Consider the following 25,699-nt stretch of genomic DNA (forward strand, 5'->3'; position numbering starts at 1 on the left):
CCACGCGTACCCCGTGGTCACCACACGCACTCGCCAGTTTGCGATAGCGAAACGCCGACGCGCCCCGACTCCGTCGGGTCGGAGCGTTCGCCGAGAACCGCGGAGCCAAGAGACCTAACTGTCTCTCGGCCGTTTCGTCGTGTAGATGTCGACCGAAACGGCCAGCGAGATGTTCGACCGGCGCACGACCGTCAAAGTCGTCGCCGGGTTCGCCGTGGCGGTGGTACTCCTGTACTTCTTCGGGCGGGTCATCGGGTGGAGCCAGATCCTCGGGACGCTCCAGCGTGCGAACCTCGTCTGGCTCGGGGTGGCCTGTCTCTCGACCGTCGTCTCGCTGGTCGTCTGGGCCAAGTCGTGGGACGTCATCCTCTGTACGGTGGGCATCGACGTGCCCTTCTGGAAGATCGTCGTGACCTACTTTGCGGCCACGTTCGCCGATTACGCCACGCCGTTCGGCAAAGCCGGCGGCGGTCCCTTCATCGCCTACGTGCTGGCGGCCGACACCGAGGCCAACTATCAGGACAGTCTCGCCAGCGTCGTCACCGCCGACCTACTGAATCTCCTCCCCTTCTTCACCTTCGCGGGACTCGGCACCGTCGCGCTCCTGATACAGGGCGAGATTCCCAAACAGGCCGAGATGCTCGTCGCCGGACTCGGCGTGCTCGCCATCCTTCTCCCGCTGGTAATCTACGGTTCCTACCGCCACCGAGGCGTCGTGGAGCGTCTCGTGGTGAAGGTGACCTCGCCCGTCTCGCGCTACGTCGATAGGGTAGACGCCGAGAGCATACGAGACCGCATCGACGAGTTCTACGGACTCGTAGAGCGCATCGCCGGAAGTCGGCGGCAACTCGGCTACACGCTGGTGTTCTCGTACGTCGGGTGGCTGTTCTTCGCCGCGCCGCTCTATCTCGCGGGTCGAACCCTCGGCATCCACCTCGACCCGATGCTGGTGTTGTTCGTCGTCCCGGCGAGTTCGCTCGCCGGCATCGTCCCCACGCCGGGTGGCGTCGGCGGCGTCGAGTTCGCACTGGTCGGGTTGTTGGTCGCGCTGACCGCGCTCCAGACCGACTTCGCCGCGAGCGTGGCGCTGGTGTATCGGGTGGCGAGCTACTGGTTCGCGCTGGCGCTCGGCGGCCTGGCGGCCTTCACGGTAATCCATCGGAGTTAGACGTTCAGGAACGACCCGACGACGACTCGGGTGAACACCGCGATGGCGCTCGACATCCACGTCAGGAAGACGAAGTGCATGTACGCGTTGACCTTGTGGCCGCCGTCGGCGATGCGAATCATCAGCGACGACAGGACGGAGTTGAGCAGGATGATGATGACGAGCAGATACTCGATGGTCTCGATGTCGTACACGTTGGTGTGGATGATCGTCGTGATGTCGAGTTGACTGCTGTTGAGACCGATGGACATGCTCGACAGCACCCCAACGATCTCGAGGCCGATGAAGAACGCGAAGGTGGAGGCCGCCGTAATCCCGTAGAGGACGCCGATGAGGGTGACGGTGGACTGGGCGCGGCGCTCGCGGAGTTGCAACACCTTGTTCATGTTGCTGGAGATGAGTTCGCCCAGTTTCTTGGGGTCGCCACCCATCTGCCTGCCGACGAGGAACATCTCGCTGAACTTCTGGATGAGGTACGACCGCGAGTCGGCGGTGAAGTGTCGCCACGCCATCGCGGGTTCGATGCGCATGTTGAGTCGCTTGTAGAGGTCGTCGACGTTCTCGGTCAGCGCGCCGAAGTCCTTGCCCCGGAGGCTCTCGAGGACCTTGGTGGTCGTACTCTGCTTGGCGCTCTCGGTCGCACCCAGCGCCCGGATGAAACTCGTGAACTCGTCGTCGCGGTCCTTTATCTGTTCTTCCTCCTTGCGCGCGAGGATGCCGGGTACCAGCAACGGCGTGGTCGGAATCGCGGCGTAGAACGGGAGCGGAATCGAGTTGGGGTCGACACTCGTCTGGCCCATCAGAATCAGCAGGCACGCGACCATAGCGACCACGGTCAGAACGAAACCGACCGCGACCGAGATGCGGATGCGCCACTCGGTGTCGGTGGTCTGGACCTCCGGGTGGTACCAGAGCGGGTCGTACGGTGCCGTGTTCCGAATCATCACCAGAAACCCGGTCTGGACGAACGCGAACATCACGACGACCGCACTGACCGTCATCGTCGGATTCGTCCCCGTCAGAATCGGCAGGACGGTCGCGAACACCAGCGCGAACGTGACCGACAGCACCATCGAGAGGTAGAGGTCCTTCATCACTTCGAGGTTCTCCAGCGACCCCTCGTAGATGGTGACGTAGTTCTCGATGACCACGTCCTGTTCGGAGAGGAGGAAGTCCTGAATCTCCTGCCCGGCGTTGATGGTGTAGGCGAGTCGGTCGAGGAAGTCGGCGAACGGCTTGCTCGGGGACTTGTCGGCCCGAATACGGAGGGCGTCGTCGAGGCTCTGGTTCCAGGTGTCCACGAGTTGAGTGATGCGGCGCATCTCCTCGGCCAGCGCACCGTACTCCTCCTCCTCGCCGAGGGTCCGGAACACCTCCACGCGGTCGATGTTCGCGGTCGAGAGGACAGTCATGTGGGTGATGAACAGGTGGAGGCGGTCCTCTATCTCCTTGCGCTTCTGGTCGCGCAGAATCTTGGGATAGATGACGGCGACCACGAGCGACAGCAGGCCCAACAGCGGAATCGGGAGGGAGACGAGCGGCGGGAAGTCCGTGACGAAGAAGACTCCCACCGTCAGCACGAAGAAGACGACCGAGGGGAGAACGACCAGTCCGAGGTACCGGGAGACCGGCGTCTCCATGTGCTGGTAGGAGTCGATGGTCGAGGACGCGAAGCTAGCGAGGAGGTCTTTGGCGTCCTTGGGGGTGTCCCCGGATTGTTCGTTCGTCGCCATGGTCGTCGGTGAGGCGGCGGGCGTTCGCGGGTTTACGTCCCATCATCATCCCTCTTTCCCCTTGAAATATTGCACTCCAAGACGTGTTACTATCGGTGTTCTTATAAACGAGGGAGGCCGACTCGAACGCTCGACGGGGGCCGAAGAGAAATGTCTGTATGGTTTGTAGCCAACAGAACGTTTCTTTCGCAAATAAATAGGGTGCTCAGAAGACGCTTCGAAGGCCAATTATCACGAGAACGGAAATCGCTTTGAGAACCAACAGGACGGCGAGAAGCGCCGTGACGACTCCGGCGACGGACTGCACGTCCCGCCACTCACCTGCGACCGTAACGAGCAGGCCGGTGGCGACGATTGCGAGACCGAGGAGCGCCGCGTAGTGGGCGCGACGGACGCGACTCATACCGGCAGTTCACGGAAACGGCGCGTAAATGTTGGGGACGAGACGGGTCGGCGACGCGAGTCGGGGGTCGGTGACCTCAGTCGATGGAGCGGTGGATGTCGAACGGCAACCCGTCCACGCCGTCGCGCTGGAACGCCTCGATGGTCTCGTTGACTTCGTGATACCCCAGGACGTTCTCTTCTATCATGCGCTCCATGATCTCGGCCCGGAAGTCCAACTCGTCGTAGATGTCGCGGGTGTTCTCGTATCCGAGCAGAGTCGCGATCTGCTCTTCGAGGACGAAGGAGTTGTTCATCCCCTGGAAGACGATTTCGTCCTCCACGGGGTCCCAGTAGAACGACTGGCGGGTCACGACGCCGCCCATCTCCTTGGAGTAGCCCTCGATTTCCTGCACCGAGGTCACGCGACGCAACACGTCGTCGCCCTGCTTGACCCGGTTCTGGAACAGCGCCACGTCGGCGTTGTCCATGAACGTCTCGGGGATGTTGATGGGGTCGCCCGTGAAACGCTGAATCATCGAGACGATGTCGCTCGCGTGGAACGTCAGCATCACCGGGTGGCCGGTCTGTGCGGCCTGGAACGCCATCCGACCCTCTTCGCCACGAACCTCACCCACGACGATGTAGTCGGGGCGCGAACGCAGCGCGGCCGCCACGAGGTCGAACATGTCCACGTCCGAGGAGTCCTCGCCGCCGCCCTCCCGAGTCAAGAGCTGTTGCCAGGTATCGTGCGGGGGCAGCACCTCGGCGGTGTCCTCCGCGGTGTAAATCTTGCTGTCCCGCGGGATGAACGACATGATACAGTTCAGCGTCGTGGTCTTCCCGGACGCCGTCTCTCCGACCACGAACACGGTCTGCTCGTTTTCGAGACAGAGCCAGAGGTACGCCGCCAGTTTTGGTGACAGCGTGCCCCACTTGGTAATCTGGGCGACCGACAGCGGCGTCCCCTCGCCCTGACGGATGGTGAGGCTCGGTCCCTTCAGACTCACGTCGTCGGAGTAGATGATGTTGATACGCGACCCGTCCGGGAGCGTCGAGTCCACGATGGGGTCGGAGTCGCTCACGGGGTCGCCTATCCGCTCTCCCATGTTTCGCAGCCAGTTGTCGAAGCGGTCGGGCGACCCGAAGTCCACGCTGGTCCCGAGCATACCGAAGGTGCCGTGGTCCACGTACGTCTCGTGGGGACCGATGACGTGGATGTCCTCGTTGGCCGGGTCGCGCATGATGGGTTCGAGCGGGCCGAACCCGACGATGTCGCGGTTCAGCCGGTAGCGGATGTTTTCGTAGGTCTGTTCCGAGACCTCGTAGGTCCCGATGTTGGTGAAGTCCTTGACGAACCGAACGATGTCTTCGGTCGAGAACGTCCGGACGCCGCGCTTGAAGTCGTTGTACGAGACGTTCTTGATCCAGTCGACGATCTGGTCGGCCGAGAGGTTCTGGAGGTTGGCGCGGCCGCCACCGCCTCCGTCGGCGTCGTTGACCAGCACCGTGTCGTCGAGCAGTTCCTCGATGCGGTCGTCGTACTCGCCCTCGTCCTGTGGCGCGGGTTTCTTCACGCTCTTTTCGAGAATCTCGCCGCGGACCTTGCCGAACAGTTCCTGTTCGGTGCCCGAGAGTTCGGGTTCGACCGCGTAGTACTCGGTGTCTTGGCCAACGTCGCCGTAGACGTGACAGTAGATGGGACCGCCGACCGGGTAGATGACGTTCGGTTTGTCGGTCTCCCACTCGTCGTTCGGCTCGTCGATGAGCCGCGGGAACTCCCCGGTGAACTGCTTGAACCGCTTCAGATAATCCCGCAGGTGGGGTCGCCGCATGGCGACTTCCCGAAGGTCGTCTTGGATCTGTGCGGTCCCGTGCTCTGTCATGGTGGAGGCTCAGTTAGGCGACGCTACGACTCTCGATGACGATTCCGGCGTCGGCCCGGACGGAGAACCCGATGGTGTCGCCGACCTGTTCGCCCATTCCGGCGAACCGCTTGACCGAGATGTTCCGGCGCACGTCGTTGCCGACTTCGACCATCTGGAGTTCCATGAACACGTCGGCGATGGCCCGGAACGGGCCGATGGCCTCCTCGTCCACCGTCGAGGGGTCCACCGTGAGGACGATGACCTGTCCCTGTGACACCAAATCGCGGAAGAACGAGATGATTTCGAGGGCGGCCTGTCGCTCCTCGTTCTGTCGAATCAGGGCCTCGAACTTGGGGTCGTTGCGGAGGATGGCGTCGAACGTGTCGATGACGATGACGTCGGCCTGCCACATCGCCTCGGCTTTCATCAACCGATTGAGTAGTTCCTTCCGGTTGCCCTCCTCGTCCTCGGCCGGGGCGGTCAACCGGCCGCCGCCGGTGTCCACGTCGGCGTGGAGGAAGAGGAGTCGCTCGTCGAGCAGATGATCCTCGACGCCGTACGACAGCGAGTGCATCTGGTCGATGAACCCGCTGACGGTCAGTTCGGTCGAGAGCAGGGTGACGGAGTGGCCCGTCTCGCAGAGACCGTAACTGAACCGCTGGCTGATGGCGGACTTCCCGGCCCCGTAGTCGCCCTCGATGAGGACGATGGAGCCGCGGGGGATGCCGCCCCCGAGTTCGTGATTCAGACGGTCGTGGTCTTCGAGGCCGAGCGAGTAGAGATTGTCTCGTGTCATGTTCGGAACTGAAGCACCTCCTCGTCGTCGTTGATGATTATCTTCACGCGATGGTCCTCGCCGGCGTCCAGCGACTTGGAGAACTCTATTTTGGCGACGTCACCGACTCGCCACGGCGGTCCGCCGATGACCGACACCGACAGACTCGTCTGATACTGCCCGTTTATCAACACGTCGATGCGGTCGCTCTCCGCGGGGAGTGAGCGCGAACCGGTGTTCTTTACCAGTAGCGTCACCGTCTCGTTGTCCTCGTCGTACACCGCACCGCTACCGGGGTCGCTGATTATCGAAACGTCGGTTCGGATGTCGCCGGTCACGTCGATGCTTCGGTCGCCCAACGCCGACGAGAGGCGCTGGACGCCCTGCGTGAACGTTCCGGCCACACTGGCGGCGATGATGAGGCTGGCGATGAACAGGATGAGGTGGGAACTGGAGACGCTCGCCACTCAGATCACCTCCGCCGTGGCGACGCCCGGACCGGTCACGACTTTCACGCGGTCGGGGTCGGTAACGGAGACGTTGAACTGGAGCGTCTCTCCGGGGAGCCACAGGTCGGTCTCGCTGTTTCCGTCGACTTCCACCGTCACCATTTTCTGACTCGTTTGAGGCGTGTAATTTCCATCTATAAGAATGTCGGTGTCATTCACCGAGAGCGTGGTCGACCCGTTGTTGTCGACGGCCACGTTCAAGTAGGCCTCCCCGCCTTCGTTGGCGACAGCGGCGTCGGCGATGTCGATCTCGGTGTTCTGGCGGACCAACTCGCCGTCGGCGTTCTCCTCGTACGCTTCGTTCACTCGCTCGAAGCCATTGTTCGCGGCCGAGTAGGCGACTCCGAAGCTGATGAATATCCCGAGGAACAGGACCACCGTCGAGCCGCTAACGCTGAATCCCATCGCGCCCACCTCGAATCTGCGCACAGTGTTCGACGATTTTCCGCTGGACGGCGTCGCCTGTCAGCTGGCTCAGGAAGGTGAGGCTCTGGATGTGGTCGTCGACTTCGAGTGCCGCGGGGCCGGTCTTTTCGGTGTCGACCGAGTCCACGCCGGCAAATCCGCTCATGAACGCCAGAAGCTCTTCCTCGACCGACTCGCTGATCCAATCGATGTCGCCGTAGTACTGTATCGTCCGAACCGCGTCCTCGGAGCCGAACTCCGTGACGAGGAACTCCAACCACTCCATCACCACGAGGTCCGAGACGTACCCCTTCGGGAGTTCCGCGAGATAGGGCTTCCCCCCGCGGCCCGACTGCGTGGCGGGCGTCGCGGGTTCGGTGTCGGACGGTCCCTCGAACTCGAAGTCGCCGTCGGCCGATTCCTCCGGCGTCGTCTCGGCTTCGAGCGTCGGTTCGGGTTCCGGCTGGCCGCCTTCGGGCGCACCCTCTTCCTCGGCCCAGTCGGCATCGCCCGACTCGTACTCCTCTTTGAGTTCCTCGAACGTCGAGCCGCCAGCCTGTCCGCCGTCGTCCTCGTCGTCCGCCTCCAGCGTGGATTCCTCGTCGTCGGTCGCTTCGACCTCGTCGGGCGAGTCGAAGCCGAGGTCTTCGGCGGCGTCGTCCTCGAAGCCGTCCTCCTCCTCGTCGAAGTCGTCGTCGAAGAAACTCTCGGCCTCGGCGTCGGCGATGTCCTCGTTGAGGTCTTCGTTTTGTTCGTCTTCTCCGTCGTCCTCGAACAGACCGAAGTCACCCCCGCCTTCGGCGCCGAAACCGTCGCCGCCGGCCACACCCCCTTGTTGTACGTCGTCGACGAACGGGTTGACTCCGCGCGTCACCATCTCGTAGATTTCGAGGAGCTTTCGGACGTTCTCTTCGGTCTCGTCCACTTTCGCGCTGATCTGCTCGTTCTCGCTCCGAACGGTGCCGACCGTCGAGGAGATCTCGGCGACCTCGTTTTCGAGTTCGTCGATTCGGTTCTCTAGCTCCTGGGTCGGGCCGGAACCGCCGCCCATGGCGAACTCGGCGTCGCCGCCGCCTCCGCCGTCGGCCCAGTCGTCCATCTCCCCGTCCATTCCCATTCCGTCGTCCATGCCGTCGTCCATTCCGCCGAAGTCGCCGTCCATCTCACCGCCCGCACCGTCGCCCATACCGTCGCCGAAGAGGTCGTCGTCGCCGCCACCACCGCTGTCGGCTTCGACGCTCTCACCCTCCTCTTCGTCCATGAAATCCATGATTCCCATGCCGACCAGGCCCGTCCCGAGGAGGTGAACGAACTGGTCGGTGAGACCGATAAGTTTCATTGTCGTCAACAGCGAACTTACGGCACATTAATCTTCCCCCTGAGTTATCAACTCTGATACTCTGTTTCTAAGAGTGCCTAAACCGCCACACGGAGCCTCTAAGAACCGTTTCATCCAGGCTACTTCTGGATGGATGTACTATCGGTTTTCTTGTATATTCGGAGCCGTCGCGCCACTGGCTCGAACACCGGCTTGAGCAGTTCGGGGAGCGTTTCGGTCTTCCCGATGACGAGGTAGCCGCCCTCCGACAGCGACTCCGAGACCGTCTCCAGAATCGGAAGTTTGTGTTCGGTGTCGATGTAGATGAATAGATTCCGACACACCACGAGGTCGAAGTCGGACTTCGGGTCGCCGTTGATGAGGTCGTGACGCTCGAACGACACGAGGTCCTTCACCGCGTCGGTCACGGCGAACCGGTCGCCGTCGCGCTCGACGTACTCCTCGTACTCGTCCAGCGGCGCTAACTGCTCACCGATGTCGGTGGTGCGAGTGTTCTCGTAGACGCCGCGCCGGGCCGCCGAGAGTATCTCGCGGTCGATGTCGGTCGCGGTTATCGCGACGTTCCCGTCGTCGACCTCCGGGTCGTCCAGCGCCAGCATCGACAGCGAGTACGGTTCGCGGCCGTCCGAGCAGGCCGCGCTCCAGAGTCGAATTCGGTCGCGCTCGACCGAGAGGGTTCGGAGGACCGACCGCACCTCCTCCCAGACCTCCGGATTCCGGAAGAAACTCGTGACGTTGACCGAGAACGCGTCGAGCAGGGCGTCCTGCTCGCGGTCGTCGTCGCTGAGCAGGTCGAGGTAACGGTCGTACTCGTCGGTGTCCGTCCGGCGCATCCGCGAGGAGACCCGGCGGTCGAGATAGGCGTCGTCGTAGTAACTCGTGGCGAAGCCGAGTTCGGCCTCCACGTAGTCGAGCAGTCGGTCGAACTCGTCGTCGTCGGGTCTCATAGGTCCTCGTCTCCTTCGTGCGTACTCGTCACGGTTAGCGTCCAGGTCTTCGGGACCAGTACGAGCGACCGACCGTGACCGCCGCCCACGTCCTCGGCGACGACCGGGACGTCTCGGTCCGCGAGCGCGGCGCGCGTTCGCTCGACGTTTCGCTCGCCGACGCCCTCGCTGACGCCCGAGAAGTCGAACATCCGGCTTCCTCCCGCGATTTTGGCCTCCGCGCGGTCGGGGTCGCCGCCCGCGGTTTCGACCGCGGCCACCAGTCGCTCGACGCCGACGTCCGCCGACTTCGCGGGCTTCCCCCGGTCGTCTCCGGTCCCCTCGGGGAGCATGACGTGTGCCAAACCTGCGACGCCCGCGGTCGGGTCCGCGACCGCGACGCCGACGCAGGAGCCGAGACCGCTGGTCGTGAGTCGGGTGTCGCCGGTGGCGACCGCGAGTTCGGCGACTCCGACTTTCACGCGGTCGGGCGGGTCGTCGGTGAAAGGGTAGCGTTCGGTCGTCATGCTCATAGCGACCCTGCTTTGGTCGTTCGCTCGGCCGTCGCGTCCGGGTCGAGGTCGCCCAGCGCGGCCCGGAGTTCGTCCTCGTCTGGGATGGCGTAGATCTCGCAGTCGAACTCCCGGTCGTCGGCGTGCAGGGTCGCGTCGAACAGGAACGCGAACGCCTGCTTCTGGCCGAGACGCGCGACCACGGATTCGGCGACCGCCCGACCCATGTCGTGGACGAACTGCGGCGGCGAGATGTCGATGGTCGTGTTCAGCACGTTCGCCCAGCCATCGATGAAGCTACTGGTCATCACGTTCCCGATCTCCTTCATCGCAGACCGTCGCTCACCGTCGAAGGTTTCGACCTCCTCGGCCCCGGGTACGAGCGCACTCACGACTTCGCGGGCCGACGTCTCGTCGAACAGTATCACGACGTAGCCGCCGAGCGCACCCTCGAATTCGAGGACGACGCCCACGTACTCGCGGTCGCACAGTTCCGCGGGCACGTCCTCGACCGGGACGAAACGCAGGTGGGTGATGTCGACGCCCGTGTCGATGCCGGTCATCGCCGAGACGGTCTCGGAGGCGGTCTGCGCGCCGGTCCTCGCCATCTCTCGGAGGGTCGTGAGCTTCTCGACCGGAATCTCCTCGTCGCCGCCCGCGAGCATCTCCTGCATCGAGTCGGAGTCGGGGAACATGTGGAACTCCACGTCCAACTCCTCGCCGACCGCACCGACGCGATTCCGGAAGACGAACGCTCGGTCGCGCTCGAACTCCGCGCCGTCGAACAGTTCCGCACCGGTCCCCTCGACGTACTCGGGCGGCGAGATGTCGATGGGAGTTCCGAGGTGGTCGGCCCACCCGCCGACGAAGCCGCTGGTCACGACGTTGCCGACTTCCTCGACCGCGCTCTCCTCGACGCCCGCGCCGGGCAGGAGGGTGTCCAGTAGCATCTCGACGCCTTCCGGCGAGAAGGTCAGTATGCTCGTTCCGTCGATGCCGCCCTCGAAGTCGACGACGATGCCGACGCGCTCTCCGTTGCGGCCGAGTTCGTCGGCGGACGCCAGCGTCACCTCTGTCACGTCGACCGCGGTCTCGATGCCGGTCATCCCGGTGAGGTTCTCGGCGGCCCGCTCTGCGCCCGCCCGGGCGGTTCTACTGAACGTTCCCAGCGACTCGATATCCACGTACATTGTGTCAGAGGTCTATCTTCTGCATCAGCGAGACGAGTTCTTCGAGTTCGGGGAAGGTGTACACCTTCACCTCGACGTCGGCCTCGCGGGCGTGAACCCGCGAATCGAACACGAGCGCCATCTCGTCTCGCCGGGTGCCGACGAGATTCTCGACCATCTTCGACCCCGCCCCGTAGGTGAACTTCGGCGTCGAGATGTCGATGGTCGTGTTCAGCACGTTCGCCCACCCGTCGATGAAGCCGCTGGTCATGATGTTGCCGATCTCCTGAACCGCGGAGCGTTCCATGTCCGAAAAGCCCTTCGAGGAGGGGTCCGCGCTCCCGGGGAGCATCCCGGTGGCGAGTTTCTTCGCGCTGCTCGCGCTGAACAGGAACAGGATGTGGCCGTGAGGCGGTTCCACGAGTTCGATGTGAGTTCCGACCTGTTTCTCGTGACCGACGTGGGTCTTGATGTCCTCGATGTCGAGGAAGTTTATCTTCGTTATCTCCATCTCGGTCTTCATCCCCGTCATCTGGTTGAGGTGGTTGGCGACCGTGTTCGCGCCCTCCTTGGCCATCTGGTTGAACAGGTTCAGCTTTCGTATGTCGATTTGCAAGTTTCTATCGTCACCTCGGCTCATATCTCGTCTCCTCCTATAGTGTCTCGACGTCCAGAATCGTCACCACGTCGCCCTCACCGAGGACCGCGGCACCCGACAGTCCCGGGATGCCCGACAGGATGCCCTCGAACGGTTTGACGACGACCTCTTCCTGACGGCTCACGGCGTCGCAGTGAATCGCGACCTTGCGCTCGGACTCCTTGACCCGGACGAGCATGCCGTCGCCGTTTCTCGTCTCGCCGGGGACGTTCAGTGCGTCGCCGAGTCGTACGAGGGGGTACACCGTGTCGTCGTGGGTGACGACTTCCTCGCCTTCGACGGTCTGGACGTCCTCCATCCGGCGAATCTCGTCCACGTTCTTGATGGGGATGCCGTACTCCTCGTCGCCCGACTGGACGAACAGGACCTTCACGATGGCGACAGTGACCGGCAACGAGAGGCTGATGGTCGTGCCCTCGCCGGGCGTGCTGTCCACCTGAATCTCGCCGTCGAGGCGCGAGACGGTGTCCTGAACCACGTCCATCCCGACGCCGCGGCCGCTCACGTCCGTCACCTCGTCGTTGGTCGAGAAGCCGGCGTGGAAGACGAGTTTCTGGGCTTCCTCTTCGCTCAGTTTCTCGACCTCCTCGCGCGTCAGAACGTCCTTCTGGACGGCCTTCCTCCGGATGGCGTTGGCGTCGATGCCGCCGCCGTCGTCCTCGACTTCGATGGTCACGCGGTCGCGCTCGCGGAAGCCTCGGAGCCGAATCGTCCCCTCTCGGGGCTTGCCCGCGGCCTCGCGCTCGTCGGGCGGTTCGATGCCGTGGTCAACCGCGTTCCGGAGCAGGTGCATCAGGGGGTCGCTGATTTCGTCCAGGATGGTACGGTCCAACTCGATGTCGGTCCCCTCCATCCGGAAGTCTATCTCCTTCTCCTGCTCGCGCGCGAGGTCCCGGACGAGTCGCGGGAACTTGTTGACCACCTTCTTCAGCGGGACCAACCGCATGTCCATCACGGTGTCCTGTAGACTCGACGTTATCTTGTCGAGTTCGTCGAGGTGGTCCTCGGCGCTGTCGAGTTGCGCCTGCTCGACCGACCGCCGAAGCTTGATGCGACTCGTGACCAACTGTTCGACCTGACCGTGGAGGTCGTCCAACTGGTCTACGTCCACGCGGACCGACTGAATCTCCGCTATCTCTTCGGCGGCGGAGTCGTCGCCGGCGTCCCCGCTGGCCGACTGGTCGCCAGCGCCGTCACCGTCGCCCGCTTCTATCACGTCGCCCTCGAAGTCGTCGGACCCGGACGAGTCACTCGCGGCGGTCTCCGCTGCCGTGGTACTCTCGTCGGTCGGTCCGCTCTCGTCGCTCCTGGAAGTTTCGTCGGTCGAACCGCTCTCGTCGGTCCCGGCAGATCCGTCGGTCGCGTCGGCCGCGCTCGTCACGTCGATTTCGTCTACGTCGAGCGGCGTCACCGTCGCGGCCGAGATTTTGCCGACGGACGCGACGACGGCCTCCACGTCGCCCGCGCTCTCGCCGACGACGAAAGCGTCGAAGCCGTCGTCGTACTCGCCGTCGTTGAGCGCGTCCACGTCGGGGACTGCACCGAGCAGTTCGAGACCGTCGCTCAGTCCTTCGAGGGCGAACATCGCGTCCACGCCTTTCATCTCGGGGTCGCCCATGTCCACGCCGACGTGGAACACGTCGCCGCCGGCGGTAGCGAGCGCCTCGGGAGCGTCGAGGTCACCGACCGGAATCGCGTCGAGCGCCGTCGCCGACTCCTCGGTGGTGTCGGGTTCCCCGTCGTCGCCTGCCGCGTCGCCTGACCCGTCTTCGGTCTCCGCCGACTCGTCGGCCGCCGCACCGCCGCGCTCGATGACGCCGCGGATTTCGGCGATGGTCTCCTCTGGGTCGATGTCGGACTCGCCCTGGTCTTCGATTTGGCCGAGCGCTCGGTCGATTTCGTCCACGCCGGCGAAGACGAGGTCCATGATTTCCGGCGTGACCTCCATCCGACCCTGTCGAATCTCGTCCAACAGGTCCTCGATGGCGTGCGCGAGGCCGCTCTCGTCCTGAAAACCCATCGCGCCGAAGTTGCCCTTCAGGGTGTGAGCCGTCCGGAAGATGGAGTCCATCGCGGCCTCGTCGCCCGGGTCGTCTTCCAGTTCGAGCAGGGAGTTGTTCAACTCCGTGACGTTCTCTTCGCTCTCGCGTATGAAATCCTGTATGTAGTCTTCCATGTCCTTTCACCCGTTGTCACGAATCGTGTCGAGAATCGCCTTGGCGATCTCGTCGGCCGGATGGACGGAATCGACGCATCCGGTCTCGATGGCCCGGGCCGGGATGCCGAACACCGAACAGGTCTCCTCGTCCTGCGCGAGCGTCGCTCCGCCGGCGTCCTCGATGGCTTCGATGCCCGTCGCGCCGTCCGAACCCATTCCGGTCAGGACGACCCCGGTCAGCGGGCCGTCGACCTTCTCGGCGGCGGTCTCCATCGTCACGTCGATAGCCGGGCGCACGCCGTGCATCGCCTCGTCCTGCTGGAGGCGGATTCGGAGGCGACCGTGGCCGTAGCCCGCGACCTCCATGTGGTAGTCGCCCTTCGCCACGACGGCCTCGCCGCCGCCGATTCGGAGGCCGTCTGCGGCCTCGCGCACGTCGTACTCGCTCCGGCGGTCGAGGCGCTCGGCGAACCGAGCGGTGAAACCGTCGGGCATGTGCTGGACGACCAGCACCCGGAGGTCTGCCTCCAGCGGGAGACTCGACAGCACGCGCTCGACCACTCGGGGACCGCCGGTCGAGGCCCCGACGACGAGCGTCGGGTTCTCGGCGTAGCCGTGGTCGGCGTCGAGCGTGCCGGAAGTCGCCGTGTCCACGTCCTCGACCGACTCGGGGTCGGCCCGCGTCGCCGACCGGATTTTCTCGACCAGCGCGTCGCCGTGGGCCGAAATCTCGGTCGACACCTCGCCGCCCGGTTTGGCGAGGAAGTCCACCGCACCCTTCTCCAGCGCCTCGAACGTCGCTTCCGCACCGTCTTCGGTGTGGGCCGACAGCATCAACACGGGGGTCGGGTTCGTCGCCATAATCTCCTCGACGGCCTCGATGCCGTCCATGCGGGGCATCTCCACGTCCATCGTCACCACGTCGGGGTCGTGTTCGGCGACCGCCTCGACTCCCTCCGTGCCGTCTCCGGCCTGCGCGACGACTTCGATGCCACCCTCTTCGAGAATGTCGGAGATGACCGTCCGCATGAAGTGAGAGTCATCGACGACGACTGCCCGCGTCATGCTGAGACGACGTCCTCTATGGCGTCCATCACGCTGGGTTTCTGGAACGGTTTGGTGATGTAGCCGTCCGCACCCGCCTTGATGGCGGCCTTCATCTTCTCTTCCTGCCCGATACTGGTGCACATGATGATGTTCGAGTCGGGGTCGTCCTCCTTGATTTCGGAGGTGGCCTCGATGCCGTCACGAATCGGCATCACGATGTCCATCATCACGAGATTGGGGTCGTGTTCCTCGTAGAGTTCGACGGCCTCGACGCCGTTCTCGGCCTCGCCCGCGATTTCGAACTCCTCTTCGAGTATCTCCCGGAGTAGATTCCGCATAAATTCCGAATCGTCTACGATGAGTACGTTTTTAGCCATCCGATAGTCACCAAGCGGTTGATTTGAAACGGGGTGAAATAAATTCTCCCCTCCGATTATCACGACTGATGCTCGTCCGAACACGCGGAACGGCACCGAGACCGCTCTCTGCCGACGCGACGCGATTTCGGTCGGAACTGACCGAGTTCATTTCAGTTGGTCGATGATGGCGTCGATGTCCACCCAGACCACGAGGTCGAGTCCGTCGCCGTTGGGTTTGCGGATGATGCCCCGCGAGACCTGCTGCTCGATGCCCTGGGTGTCGAGGTCCGAGAGGTCATCGTCGGTATCGATTCTGCTCTCGGGGTGGTCGGTGACTTCCAGTACCTCGTCCACTCGGATGCCGATCTTCTGCTTGTCGTCCGGCCGGTCCAACACGAGGACGTTCTGTTCGTCGCGTTCGGAGGCGTCGCCCTCGACGCCGAGGAACGTCCGGGGGTTGATGATGGCGGTGGTCTCGCCCCGCAGGTCCATCACGCCGTCGACGGAGGCGGGCGTCCGGGGAATGCGCGTCACTTTCTTTATCTCCACGATGCTGTCGACCTCGTCTATGTCGACCGCACAGTAGTCCTCGCCGAGTCGGAACTCCACGACCTGTCTGGTCGGGACGTTCTCGACCTCGGGCGAGTCGGTCCGGTCGGTTCCGTCACCGGGTTCGGCGTCGGTCTCTTCGACCTGCATGGCACTCTCTGATTCAATCATCGAAGCCGAGAATATAAAACCCGGCCTCGTCTCTCGGAGATGATAACTGGGACGGAGTGAAACGAGGGCGCGATTGCTCGAAGCGTCTGCCGGTCGTTTCGACCGTAATTCGACCCAACCGGCCAGTTTCAGACGTTCTCCGGCGGGAACACCATGCCGCGGTCGTCCTGGACCGCCTCGAAGAGGTCGGCGATGGTGTCGTCCGGGCCGAGGTCGTAGGTCTCCAGAATCGTTTGCAGACACGACGGCGAGTAGCGCACCCGAACGTTCGATTCGGTGAGCAGGATGCCCAACACGTCCTCGACGGCGGTTTCGGTGGTCAACTGCTGGGCGTACCAGCGCAGGAGGCTGTCGAAGACGGTGCCCACGTCGTCGGAGAACGTCTGCTGGTGGCTGATGGCGTTGTCGGACTTCGCGCTGACGTGGAACCCGTACCGGGCGCTCGTTCCCTGCAAGTCGTCTTCGAGCCACTGCTTTACCGCACTGGAGTCCGCGGGTCCGTCGCTCGGGCCGTCCTCCGCCGGGCGCGACTCGTCCTGTGAATCCCCCGTGCGCGCCGAGTCACCGCCGCGAGCGTCGTCGGGAACGTCGGGTCGGGCGTCGGTACCGATGACGTACCGATCTTCGTCCAGCGACACGACCTGCTCTTCGTCTTCGATGTCGAGTTCGTCCGGCGACAGCGCCGGCCCGTCGTCGCCACTCGCGGCCTCGTTCGGCCGTAAGGCGGTCCGTTCGTCGGGGTCCCGGCCGTCGTCCGGCGTCGGACTCATTGGGAACCGATTCCGTTCGATTTCACATAAACCCACCGCCTGATTCCTCCGAATTACGAGGCGTTCGACGGTTTGCGCGAAGTCACCGCCTCACTGAGCGTCGGAAATCTCGGCTAGACATCGAACGACCGCCCGTCGGACCCGCCTCTCGCCGTCGATTTTTCAGACCGCGGTCGGCGTCCGAACGGTTCCGGTGGTTTCGACGATCGTTGTAAGAGGGATTTATTATCGTCGAACTACTGGAATTCAATACCGAAATGAGCGTTCAACGACTGACGACACCTGCGAGAGAACTGCCGACGGAACTGGAGTCGCCGCGCGCGAAACTAGTGTACCTCTACCTTCGGCCCGCGGCGGCGTCGATAGACGAACTACAGGCGGACCTCGACGTCAAGAAGATCACGCTGTTCAGCATCCTTCGGACGCTTCGAGAACGCGGTCTCGTGGAGAAGCGGGACGAACGGTTCGCAGTGGCCGAGTAGCTACTCTTCTTCCTCTTCGGGGCAGAGTTGGTCCGGCGTGCGCTCGTAGCGCGGTGTGTCTACGAACTGCTTGATGCGTTCACGCTCGTCTGCTGAAAGGGGCATACGCGATGAGACACACGGCAACACCAAAAAGACAGTGGCTCCTGTCAACGAACCCGACTACTGCGTGACGGTCGGATTCCTGCGGCCGACGACCCCCGACAGTCCTTTTGGCGCGGAACCCGCACAGTTCTCTGATGGGGAGAGAGTCATGGTAATCGATAGCGCGATTCGGCTCGGAGGAGTCCAGTATGGCTGACGCCGACGACAAGTATCCCGAGGAGTCCGGCCGACGCCGGTTCGTGAAGGGCGTCGTCGGGAGCGCCGCACTCACGGGCATCGGCACCGCGGCGGCCGCGAGCATCAACTCTGCCACTGCACCGACCGGCGCGGGCGGAGGTATCATCCAGTACTTCGGTGTCGAGAACACCGCCGGACCTGCACCCCGAGGGATGCCCCAGATTCCGATAGAAATCGACGACGAGGGGTTCCTCAAGGGCGTCTGGCCCGAACCAGAGACCGTAACGGAGCAAGGTCGCGAGATAACGGTCGCCGAGATGCAACTTGGCGGCATCACTTACTCCAGCGAGTGGTTCCAGTACTGCGGGGTCCAGACGTACCCCGGCGTCGAACCCGACGCCGACCAGGACAACTTCCTCCGGTACTCGGGGTCGCCCCCCTACGAATGGCAACAGGAGGAGGTCGAACCCGGCGACAAGGTCAACGTCGAGGACTTCAGCGACTACGAGACGTGGGGCAACGGCATCGGCGAGAGCGGTCTCGGCAAGCCCGCGCTGGCGACGTGGCGCTCGCAGGACGTGCCCGCGAGCGGGACGATGCCGGTGCAGATAATCCGGAGTCCACGAATCCAGCGGATGGCAGACCGAGGCGACGAGTGGCTCTCGGCCAGCACCGAGGAAGGGTTCCTCGCGAACTTGAACAAGTGTACCCACTTCTGTTGCGTGCCCGGATTCAAGACGCTTCCCGACAGTGCCAAGTTCGGCGCGGCGAACGAAATCTACTGCCAGTGCCACCAGTCGGTGTACGACCCGTTCAGCATCGTGCAGTTGTCGTTCGTGGCGCTCCCGCGTCCCGAGGACAACTGAGCGTTCCGTAGATTACCGGAACGACACCCGGCGCAGTCTCGTCGGACGAACGTCGCCCGTTCGGGACGTTGACGTGTCAGGTAGCCTAGACGGCAACAAACGTTTTGTACCACCAGTTTCCATCCACGCACATTGAAGCAACTGCTCTACGCAGCCGTCGACCGAGTCAAGCGCCTGACGCGGTCGTCGGCTTCCGACGCCGACGAGGGAGACGCCACCGTACGGGACGACGACGGCCCCGACCTCTACGAGTGCGAGGGCTGTGGAGCCGTCTTCATCTCGAAGCCGAACGAGTGTTCGACCTGTAAGGACGACGATTTCTCGAACGTCGGAAAGTTCCAGTAACCCGGTCGCTTCGTTCGAATTTCGACCTCACGTCGATATCTCCGTCTCTTAGATAAACATATAGCTATAATAGGAGTATTTTTACGCCTTTAGGCAAGGATATCATTTCCCCACCTCGGGAGGTCGGAGAGACGCCGAGCGTCTTCGAACGCCGCCGTTTGGTCGACGAGAAAACATTTACCGACACGCTCGAATAGCAGAACTATGGTCCCCTCCCGCTCCCGAAGAGCGTTCCTCCGGGCGGTCACGGTCGGGTCGCTCGGATTAGCAGGTTGTACGGGCGAGCGACGACCCGTCGGTTCGACCACGACGCCACCGCCTTCGACGACGGCAACGACGGACGGCGAGACGACCGCCGGAACGACCGGCCCGGACGAGCGCGTGACGGAGACGCCGCCCGGCGCGCCCGCGCTCCCGGCGTCCGGCGAGTGGCCCACGTACCGATTCGACGCGAGAAATACGGGCTACAACCCCGACGGAGACGGTCTCCGCGACGGCGAGCAGTACTGGCGACTCCGGGCGGGCGGCCCCGCGAGCGTGAGCGACGACGCGCTGTTCAACGTCTCGGGTTACGAACGCGACGAGGGGGCGCTCACCCGGCGCGACCCCGGGACCCTCTCGGTTCGCTCGGCGACAGGTCTCGTCGGGTACGGCATCAACTCGCCGCCGACGGTCGCCGACGGACGAGTCTTCGTGACGACGTTCGTCGAAGCGTTCTGCCTCGCCGCCGACCGCGACGAAGTGCTGTGGCGCGGCCCCGAGATGGACGGTATCCACGGAGCGCCGACCGTCAGCGACGACACCGTGTTCGTCAACAGCGGTGGCTACCAATCGGTTCCGGCACAGTTGCGCGCCTTCGACGCGGCGTCGGGCGACCAGCGATGGCGCTACGACACCGAGAGCGAATCGAAGTCCGCGCCGGCAGTCGCCGACGGTCGCGTCTTCGTCGTGGCCCGCGACGGACTCCACGCAATCGACGCCGCGACCGGAGCGGGCCTGTTCGTGGTCGGCGACGCCGGAGACGAGTGGTCGGCCCCCGTCGTCGCCGACGGAACGGTGTACGTCGTTGCCTATCGGGACGAGGACGACGAACTGTTCGCTATCGACGCCGCGGACGGAACGGTCCACTGGCGATTCCAGCCATCCGGACTCGACGGCGAACCGCCGGTCGTCGCGGACGGGACGGTCTACGTCGGGACCGACCGCGGCGTCGTCGCGCTCGATTCGAGCGACGGGACGCGAACGACGACCCTCGGCAACCAAGGGACGCCGGTCGCGCGCGTGGGTGACGTGATATATGCGACCGACCGTGGGACGCTCTTCGCGCTCGACGCCGAGGGCGATGGCGAGGGCGTTCTCTGGTCGCATCGAACCGAACAGGTACAGATCGAGGACACTATCGGTCGGAACATCTACGGAGTCACGCCGGTCGACGGGGCGGTCTACGTGAGCGCCCGCGACGCCTTCCACGGGTTCGGTCCCGTGCTATCCTGACTCCGTCGCGGAATGGAGGCGCTTATTTTGCTCGCACCCCGACCATCGGGGAAGCACCTCGGACTGGGTGACTACTTCCTATCATGCCTACACCGAAATCGAAGGCGACTCTCGTCGCGGTCGCCGTCCTCGCGTCGGTCGTTCTGGTCGGCGTCGGCCTCGTCGTCACCTCGCAGGACGGCGGAACCGACGCCGGAGCGCAGCGAACGCTCACCGCCAACTGGGTCAGCGACACGGGCCGGAACATCACCGGGAACCACCACGTCGCAATCGGCGGCACTGTCGGCGACCGACCGCTCGTGTTCGCGCCCATCAGCGGCGAAGCCGACGACGCCGGTCACGGCCACCAGCACGATCACGGGAGCGCGACGGCGAACGCCGCCACGAGCGCGTCCTCCGGGTGCGGACTGGTCGCGCTGAACGGGACCGACGGTGACGTTCGCTGGACCTACGACGTCCCGCCGGCCAACTGCACCATCCACTCCATCGCCGACCCGACGCTGGCCGACGTCGACGGCGACGGCGTGCCGGAAGTCCTCGCCACCTCGACCGAGAAGACGGTCGCGGCGTTCGACTCGAAGTCCGGCGACGTGACGTTCGAACGCAACCTCTCGGCCTACGGCTACACCCGGCCGGTCGTGGCCAACTTCACGGGCGACGCGCGACCCGAGGTCGTCGTGGTGGACGTTCACGGGACCGTCTTCGTCGTCCGACCCGACGGCGACTCTACCGGCGGCGGAGATTCGTCGGACGAGTCCGGCGGCGAGACCGTCTGGACTCGTAAACTCCCGGCCGACTACGTCTGGGGCCAACCGCACGTCGAGGACTTCGACGGCGACCAGTCGCCCGAACTCGCGGTCGCACTCGGCAACGGCCGACTCGTCATGCTCGACAACGACGGGAACATCGCGTGGAACCGGTCGGTCGGCGCGGGCGACTCCGTGACCTGGTTCACGACCGGGCAGGTCGACGACGACTCACCGGCGGAACTCGTGACGGCCACCTCCGGCGGGAACGTCTCGCTGTTCGACGGCGACGACGGAGAACTGGTCTGGCGAAAGTCGTTCGGCGCGTACGCCGCGGTCCACGCGGTCGGAGACGGCGACGACGACGGGACCGGCGAAGTGTACGCGACCGCACGGGACGGGAATCTCCGGGCTATCGACGCGGTCTCCGGCGACGTGGAGTGGACGACGAGTCTGACCACGGTCAACGCCCAGATGACGCCGCCGCCGGTCCTCGGCGACGTGGACGACGACGGCGACGACGAACTGGTCGCGGCGTCGAACGACGGGAGCGTCGCGGTCGTCGACCCGAAGTCGGGCGAGATACTGGCGTCGTACGAGCGCGAGACGCCACTCTGGACGCATCCGACGCTCGCGGACGTAGACGACGACCCGGCACCCGAGATTCTGACGATGTACGGCGACGGCCGGGTCGCGGCGCTGTCGTACGAAAACGAGACGGCCTGAAGCCGCACGACAGGTCTTCCCCCTGTTCCGGCCGTGCGCTCCGGCCGGACACCGAGCGTCGGCGGGTCGCCGAGCGAGTAGTGTGCGCCCGGCGGAGACCCATCGCGTCACAGGCGAAATGGAGTTATGGGAGTCGTCCGGCAAATCCGCAGTTCGACGTAGACTCTGGCACGCGAGTCGAAGCACGTCGAGGCGGTCTGTCACCGCCTACTCGACCAAAGAGCAGTGAAATATTTAAAACGGCGTCAGACTCCCATACCGTTTCATTTTAAGTGAGGGCGCGGATTTCGTGCAACGAATGTGAACAGTAGTAGGATTGATTAGAGCTCGAATAAATTGGCCGACTATCACCACGCGATCCCAGTAGCACGTCAGCCCGCTACCCATGGATTTCGAAACAGCACTCGGCCTACTGAGTAACGAACACCGACGCACCATCGTCGTCGTCCTCGACGAGACCGGTCCGGTCTCCCGCCAACAACTGGCGACCGAGGCGTCGGAACCGACGTCGCCTCGGACTGCACGGCACGGGAAGAGGTGTGCATCGCGCTCCGCGACGACCACCTGCCGCACTTGGTCGACGCTGGCGTCGTAGAGTACGACGACGACACGGTGGTTCCGACCTCGAAGTTGGACGCGGTCTGCGACTGGTTGAACGACTCGGCTCGGGTCGCCCCGGACACGACGGCCAGTCTCCGCGAGCAACTGACCGCGTTCTACGCGTGAAATTTCGAACGACTCGGGCGAGCGCCTCCGGCAAGCCGGAGGCGCAGACCCAGGTGGAAATCGGGGCGTGTGAACAAACCCAGGTGGAAATCGAGGCGTGTGAATCTCGATTCGAATCCAGGGGTGGATAGTGAACCGGAATCAGACGTTCTTGCTCGGTCGTTTCCCTCCCTGCGCGAGATGCGACTGGCAGGATTCGAATCGCCACCGAACTGCTTCCGTCGCTGTCGAAAGGGACAGCGTCAGGAAGCCAGGGGTGGGATTTGAACCCACGAACTCCCGATTACAAGTCGGGTGCTTGAACCGCCCAAGCTCCCCTGGCGCGTACCGCCACCTTCTGGCTACTCCTTTGTGAGCGTATCGCTTTCGACCGATTTTTCCAGTTCGATTCGGTGAGGAGCGTAGCCGTGGCGTCGGTAGAATCGCCGGGCGTCGTCGTTGGCGGCCATCATCTCGAGCGCGAGGGTGTCCGCGCCCGACTCGACCAGTCTCTCCTCGGCGGCCCGAAGCAGGTCCGACCCGATGCCCTCGTCGCGGCGGTCGGGGACGACGTAGATGTTCTGGACCAGACCGCGGGTCGCGTCCTGCTCGTAGCTGTTCGACTCGATGCCGAAGGTGACGAAGCCGACGAGTTCGTCCGCGTCGTCTCGCGCCACCACCAGTTCGTCGGCGACTGCGCTCTGGGTGAAGGCTTCACGGATGGTCGTGTGGTTTTCGTCGGCCAGCAGGTGCGAGCCGAGTTCGCGCTGGTCGGCGGCCAGTTCGACCCAGCAGTCGGCCGCCGCGTCCGCGTCTTCGGTACTCCCGAGTTCGATGGTGACCATTCAGTCTCGGAGTGCTTCCACCGCGGGCAGGTCCTCGCCCGTGAGCATGTTGAGTGCCGCGCCGCCGCCCGTGCTTACGTGGTCGAACCCGTCGATGTCGAACTTCCGGATGGCCGCGGCCGTGTCGCCACCGCCGACGATGCTGTACTCCGCCTCGGTGGCAGTTTCGAAGAGTTCGCGAGTGCCCCGGGCGAACGTCTCGTCCTCGAAGACCCCGGCCGGACCGTTGAGGACGACCGTGCCCGAGTTCCGGACGACCTCTGCGTAGGTATCGATCGTCTCCGTCCCGACGTCCATCGCGGCCTCGCCCTCTCGCGGGGGAAGCGCGTCCACCGCGATTTCGTGGCGCTCGCCGTCGCGCTCGACCGCCACGTCCGCGGGGAGTCGGATGCGGTCGCCGTACTCGTCGAGGAGGTCGGCCGCGCGGTCGATTTCGTCCCAGTAGCCCTGCTCGTAGACGAAGTCGGCGCTGGCGTCGCCGAGGTCGGTCTCGTCGGCCAGCAGGAACACGTTTGCGACCACGCCGGTCGTCAGCACCTCGTCGGCGATACCGCGTTCGAGGACGCTCTCGACCACCGCCATCGAGTCGGGCACTTTCGCACCGCCGATGACGTAGGTCCGGGGTTCGGGCGTCCCCTCGATATCGCCGAGAACGTCGAGTTCCCGCTCCATCACCCGGCCCGCGTAGCCCGGAATCCGGGCCGGAAATCCGACGATGGAGGGCTGTGAGCGGTGGGCCGCGGCGAAGGCGTCGTTGACGTAGGCGTCGAGGACGGAGACGAGTCTGTTGACGAGTTCGGTCTCGCCGGCGCGGTCGGCCGGGAATTCCATGTACTCCTCGCTGTAGAAACGGGTGTTTTCCAGTACGACGGCCTCACCGTCGCTCAGGTTCTCGACGGTCCGGCGGGCGTCGGCCGAGAAGGTCGCGTCGGCGTACCCGACCGGAGCGTCGAGCAGTTCGTCGAGGCGGTCGGCGTGCGGGCGGAGGTTCCGGAACTGGTCGCCACCGGGACGACCCTGATGGGCGAGGACGGCCACCCGACCGCCGCGCTCCAACAGTTCCGAGAGGGTGTCGACGTGGGCGCGCAAGCGGGCGTCGTCGGCGAGCGCGCCGTCGTCAGTTAGCGGGCTATTGATGTCGATACGCACTCCGAGCGTGGTCCCTTGGACGGCGAGGTCGTCCAGGGTCTCTATCGGCATGTACGTGACTCCGACAGCCCGAGTGATATATGTGTCGGGCTGAGTGACAAATAAAAATTCGTTTCCGAGTAAACTTTCAGAGGTCGTGCGTTGGGTTCACAACTTGCAAACTTTTTTATAGCCGGTGTGAGACCTACTGATAGACTATGACAGGCATGGAAAAGTCGCGACGCGCGTATCTGAAGACGACGGCCGCGGTCGGTGCTGCCGGACTCACCGGTCTCTCCGGATGTATCGGCAGCATTTCGGGTGGAAGCGATGGCGGAAGCGACGAACCCATCCACATGGGGTCGATTCTGCCGATTACAGGTGCGCTGAGCGCCTACGGTGACGGGATGCAGGAAGCGGTCAACCTCGCGAAAAAACACATCAACGACGCGGGCGGACCGCTCGGACGCGAAATAAAGGTCCACAACAAAGACAGCGAGACCAAACCGAGCAAGGCGTCTCAGAAGTACAAGTCGCTGGTCAACGAGCAGAGCATCGTCGGCTTCGTCGGCGCGGCCTCCAGTGGCGTCTCCGTGCCGCTCGCCAAAAACGTCGCCTCCGACGGCGTGATGCAGGTGAGCAACGCCAGCACCACGCCGGCGCTCGCGGAGATCGGCTACGACGGCGACACGAAGTACTTCGGCCGGACCGCCCCGAACGACGGCCAGCAGGGTATCGTGATGGGCCGCATCATGAACGAGGACAAGTACATCGGCGCGGACAAGGCCGCGTTCCTCCACGTCGCCAACGCCTACGGCGAAGGGTTGGCGGAGAAGGCGAAGGAGGCGTTCGACGGCGAGACCGTCGCGACGGTGCCCTACGACAAGAAGTCCTCCGACTACACCTCGACTCTCGACAAACTGTTCGAGGACGACCCCGACGCCATCGGGTTCGTCGGCTACCCCGGCAACGGGAAGACCATCCTCAAGCAGTGGGACAACGGCGGCTACGGCGGCGAGTGGGTCCTCAGCGAGGGCCTGAACGACAAAGGGTTCTTCGAGAACCTCAGCGACATCACCGACGGGATGTACCTCGCGTCGCCGAGTCCCGAGTCCACGAAGAGCGCGGACACGTTCGACGGAGAGATGGGCGACCAGGCCGGGACGCTGTTCGCACCCCACGCCTACGACGGCCTCTTCCTGCAGGCGCTCGCCATGCACAAAGCGGGCGAAGCGTCCGGGCAAGCCATCGCCAAGAACTTCCAGTCGGTGTCACGCGACGGGAAGAAGGTGTTCGCTGGCGAGTTCCAGAAGGCCAAAGACTTGCTCGACGACGGTGAGAACATCAACTATCAGGGCGCGTCGAGTCCCGTGGACATGAACGACTCGCTCGAACCGCTCAACCGATTCGCCATCATGCAAATTCAGCAGGCCGAGCGGAAAGAGTTACAGAGCATCGAACGCTCGTGGTTCGAAGGGAAACTGTAATCGAGCCAAAACGTCCGAGACGTCGCTCTTCCCTTTTTCCGGCGGTCGAATCGTGCGCATACGCCGCTTTCTTCCGGGTCGCTTCCAGAATCCGAT

General features: G+C 64.0%; 25 protein-coding genes, 1 tRNA gene and 1 pseudogene. 8 read left to right on the forward strand and 19 right to left on the reverse strand.

The window, feature by feature from the left end:
- The first annotated feature begins 145 nt into the window (after window positions 1–145).
- Window positions 146–1,168 (forward strand): lysylphosphatidylglycerol synthase transmembrane domain-containing protein, encoded by a 1,023-nt coding sequence (locus E2484_RS21515; RefSeq protein ID WP_137287251.1) that lies wholly within the window; start codon window positions 146–148, stop codon window positions 1,166–1,168.
- Here E2484_RS21515 and flaJ read toward each other — a convergent pair.
- The 16 genes from flaJ to E2484_RS21595 form a co-directional block, all read right to left on the reverse strand.
- The gene (flaJ, locus tag E2484_RS21520) at window positions 1,165–2,901 is read right to left on the reverse strand and encodes an archaellar assembly protein FlaJ (protein ID WP_137287252.1); all 1,737 of its coding nucleotides are present in this window, start codon (window positions 2,899–2,901) and stop codon (window positions 1,165–1,167) included. The genes E2484_RS21515 and flaJ overlap by 4 nt on opposite strands.
- Before the next feature lie 205 nt (window positions 2,902–3,106).
- Window positions 3,107–3,304, reverse strand: coding sequence for a hypothetical protein (locus E2484_RS21525; RefSeq protein WP_137287253.1), 198 nt, complete (start codon window positions 3,302–3,304; stop codon window positions 3,107–3,109).
- 76 nt (window positions 3,305–3,380) lie between these two features.
- Window positions 3,381–5,168 carry a type II/IV secretion system ATPase subunit gene (locus E2484_RS21530; protein WP_137287254.1) on the reverse strand — a complete coding sequence of 596 codons (1,788 nt, stop codon included), beginning with the start codon at window positions 5,166–5,168 and terminating at the stop codon, window positions 3,381–3,383.
- 13 nt (window positions 5,169–5,181) lie between these two features.
- A complete protein-coding gene (locus E2484_RS21535) occupies window positions 5,182–5,946 on the reverse strand; it encodes an archaellum protein ArlH (RefSeq protein WP_137287255.1) in 765 nt (254 codons plus the stop codon).
- On the reverse strand, window positions 5,943–6,392 hold the full coding sequence (locus tag E2484_RS21540; RefSeq protein ID WP_137287256.1) for an archaellum stator protein ArlG: 450 nt from the start codon (window positions 6,390–6,392) through the stop codon (window positions 5,943–5,945). The genes E2484_RS21535 and E2484_RS21540 overlap by 4 nt, the downstream gene beginning before the upstream one ends.
- Window positions 6,393–6,839: an archaellum stator protein ArlF gene (locus E2484_RS21545; protein WP_137287257.1), complete on the reverse strand. Its 447-nt coding sequence runs from the start codon at window positions 6,837–6,839 to the stop codon at window positions 6,393–6,395.
- Window positions 6,823–8,178, reverse strand: coding sequence for a FlaD/FlaE family flagellar protein (locus E2484_RS21550; protein ID WP_321112913.1), 1,356 nt, complete (start codon window positions 8,176–8,178; stop codon window positions 6,823–6,825). The genes E2484_RS21545 and E2484_RS21550 overlap by 17 nt, the downstream gene beginning before the upstream one ends.
- 119 nt (window positions 8,179–8,297) lie before the next feature.
- Entirely contained in the window at window positions 8,298–9,125 is an 828-nt protein-coding gene (locus tag E2484_RS21555) for a CheR family methyltransferase (RefSeq protein WP_137287258.1), read from the reverse strand.
- Complete coding sequence (locus tag E2484_RS21560) at window positions 9,122–9,631, reverse strand: chemotaxis protein CheD (RefSeq protein ID WP_137287259.1); 510 nt, start codon at window positions 9,629–9,631, stop codon at window positions 9,122–9,124. The genes E2484_RS21555 and E2484_RS21560 overlap by 4 nt, the downstream gene beginning before the upstream one ends.
- A 2-nt stretch (window positions 9,632–9,633) precedes the next feature.
- Complete coding sequence (locus E2484_RS21565; RefSeq protein WP_137287260.1) at window positions 9,634–10,806, reverse strand: chemotaxis protein CheC; 1,173 nt, start codon at window positions 10,804–10,806, stop codon at window positions 9,634–9,636.
- Between the two features lie 4 nt (window positions 10,807–10,810).
- Complete coding sequence (locus E2484_RS21570; RefSeq protein ID WP_137287261.1) at window positions 10,811–11,425, reverse strand: chemotaxis protein CheC; 615 nt, start codon at window positions 11,423–11,425, stop codon at window positions 10,811–10,813.
- Between the two features lie 13 nt (window positions 11,426–11,438).
- Window positions 11,439–13,619, reverse strand: coding sequence for a chemotaxis protein CheW (locus E2484_RS21575; RefSeq protein ID WP_137287262.1), 2,181 nt, complete (start codon window positions 13,617–13,619; stop codon window positions 11,439–11,441).
- A gap of 6 nt (window positions 13,620–13,625) precedes the next feature.
- Window positions 13,626–14,666 (reverse strand): chemotaxis-specific protein-glutamate methyltransferase CheB, encoded by a 1,041-nt coding sequence (cheB, locus tag E2484_RS21580; RefSeq protein ID WP_137287263.1) that lies wholly within the window; start codon window positions 14,664–14,666, stop codon window positions 13,626–13,628.
- Window positions 14,663–15,025, reverse strand: a complete 363-nt coding sequence (gene cheY / locus E2484_RS21585; protein WP_137287264.1) for a chemotaxis protein CheY — start codon at window positions 15,023–15,025, stop codon at window positions 14,663–14,665. The genes cheB and cheY overlap by 4 nt, the downstream gene beginning before the upstream one ends.
- 147 nt (window positions 15,026–15,172) lie before the next feature.
- Entirely contained in the window at window positions 15,173–15,727 is a 555-nt protein-coding gene (locus E2484_RS21590) for a chemotaxis protein CheW (RefSeq protein ID WP_321112916.1), read from the reverse strand.
- Window positions 15,728–15,855: 128 nt separating this feature from the next.
- The gene (locus tag E2484_RS21595; protein WP_137287265.1) at window positions 15,856–16,497 is read right to left on the reverse strand and encodes a DUF7500 family protein; all 642 of its coding nucleotides are present in this window, start codon (window positions 16,495–16,497) and stop codon (window positions 15,856–15,858) included.
- A 257-nt stretch (window positions 16,498–16,754) separates the two neighbouring features.
- Here E2484_RS21595 and E2484_RS21600 point away from each other — a divergent pair, with 257 nt between their 5' ends.
- From E2484_RS21600 to E2484_RS21625, 6 genes and pseudogenes are all read left to right on the forward strand, one after another.
- Entirely contained in the window at window positions 16,755–16,979 is a 225-nt protein-coding gene (locus E2484_RS21600) for a TrmB family transcriptional regulator (protein WP_137287266.1), read from the forward strand.
- Between the two features lie 293 nt (window positions 16,980–17,272).
- Window positions 17,273–18,127, forward strand: coding sequence for a ubiquinol-cytochrome c reductase iron-sulfur subunit (locus tag E2484_RS21605; RefSeq protein ID WP_137287267.1), 855 nt, complete (start codon window positions 17,273–17,275; stop codon window positions 18,125–18,127).
- A gap of 132 nt (window positions 18,128–18,259) precedes the next feature.
- Window positions 18,260–18,472: a hypothetical protein gene (locus E2484_RS21610; protein ID WP_137287268.1), complete on the forward strand. Its 213-nt coding sequence runs from the start codon at window positions 18,260–18,262 to the stop codon at window positions 18,470–18,472.
- 204 nt (window positions 18,473–18,676) lie between these two features.
- A complete protein-coding gene (locus E2484_RS21615; protein WP_137287269.1) occupies window positions 18,677–19,966 on the forward strand; it encodes an outer membrane protein assembly factor BamB family protein in 1,290 nt (429 codons plus the stop codon).
- Window positions 19,967–20,049: 83 nt separating this feature from the next.
- Entirely contained in the window at window positions 20,050–21,438 is a 1,389-nt protein-coding gene (locus E2484_RS21620) for an outer membrane protein assembly factor BamB family protein (RefSeq protein WP_137287270.1), read from the forward strand.
- Window positions 21,439–21,966: 528 nt separating this feature from the next.
- Window positions 21,967–22,164: pseudogene (locus E2484_RS21625) on the forward strand (DUF7344 domain-containing protein); the annotation flags it as partial.
- A 248-nt stretch (window positions 22,165–22,412) separates the two neighbouring features.
- Here E2484_RS21625 and E2484_RS21630 read toward each other — a convergent pair.
- From E2484_RS21630 to E2484_RS21640, 3 genes are all read right to left on the reverse strand, one after another.
- Window positions 22,413–22,486: transfer RNA gene (locus tag E2484_RS21630), tRNA-Thr, on the reverse strand.
- Window positions 22,487–22,505: 19 nt separating this feature from the next.
- Window positions 22,506–22,988: a GNAT family N-acetyltransferase gene (locus E2484_RS21635; protein WP_137287272.1), complete on the reverse strand. Its 483-nt coding sequence runs from the start codon at window positions 22,986–22,988 to the stop codon at window positions 22,506–22,508.
- Window positions 22,989–24,188, reverse strand: a complete 1,200-nt coding sequence (locus E2484_RS21640) for a phosphoglycerate kinase (protein WP_137287273.1) — start codon at window positions 24,186–24,188, stop codon at window positions 22,989–22,991.
- 146 nt (window positions 24,189–24,334) lie between these two features.
- On the opposite strand from E2484_RS21640, the gene E2484_RS21645 reads away from it, so the two are divergent.
- Complete coding sequence (locus E2484_RS21645; protein WP_137287274.1) at window positions 24,335–25,603, forward strand: ABC transporter substrate-binding protein; 1,269 nt, start codon at window positions 24,335–24,337, stop codon at window positions 25,601–25,603.
- Window positions 25,604–25,699: the final 96 nt, after the last annotated feature.

Origin of the sequence: Halorussus salinisoli (assembly GCA_005239435.1) — an archaeon.
Taxonomy (GTDB): domain Archaea; phylum Halobacteriota; class Halobacteria; order Halobacteriales; family Haladaptataceae; genus Halorussus; species Halorussus salinisoli.